This window comes from Photobacterium salinisoli, assembly GCF_003614885.1.
GTDB lineage: Bacteria > Pseudomonadota > Gammaproteobacteria > Enterobacterales > Vibrionaceae > Photobacterium > Photobacterium salinisoli.
Genome location: NZ_QZMS01000010.1, coordinates 1 through 667, shown reverse-complemented (window position 1 = coordinate 667; position 667 = coordinate 1). Strand labels below are relative to the sequence as shown.

Here is a 667-nt window from a genome sequence, read left to right as displayed (position 1 = left end):
CCCTGCGCGGGCATATCAATCTGCAAACGCTCCAGACGCGGCAGATACATACGCACCGCCTGCGGCTTGTTGGTCTCAGCAATGACTTCAAGAGTCGGGCTGTCCGGGTCGCCGTCCTGCTTGGCCGCAATATCAACTTGAATCTGCAGTGACTCACCCAGCATGGTGACCAGTGAGGTCAGTTGCTGGCCGTCTTTAAGCTTCAAGGACAAATCGGCAAAGGACACGATAAAGACCTGTTCACCCTGCGGGGCGAGCGCCGCGGGTACATCTAGTTGTTTGTATTGCTCCAGCGTACGGAAGAAGGTCGCCGGAATACCGCTGATAAACGCGTTACTGTTCAGGCGGAACGTGATTTCCAGCCGCTCTAACGGCAGGTTGGTGTTAAACATGAACGAGTCAAACGTCTGGCCTGTCGGGATAGTCAGCGTTGAACGACCGTTATAAGTCACACCGCTAAAGCTCGACAGTTTCAGCTGCTTAACGCCTTCGTATTTGTAATTGGCTAAGGCTTGCGCCTGCGCTTCTGGGGTAACTGCTACTACATTCATGATTAAAACCACCCGTCGCCGTAAATTGTTTCTTTCAGCGTCTTCAGTGAAGACACATTGTTAATCACTGCAATGATCAGCAAAGTGACCACCACAGTGATCAGCATGACTTTGTG

At 51.9% G+C, this 667-nt stretch carries 1 protein-coding gene; it reads right to left on the bottom strand.

The window, feature by feature from the left end:
- Positions 1-551, bottom strand: a 551-nt coding sequence (locus D6M16_RS11035; protein ID WP_240435595.1) for a major capsid protein P2, incomplete at its 3' end; no start/stop codon positions are given.
- Positions 552-667 lie beyond the last annotated feature (116 nt).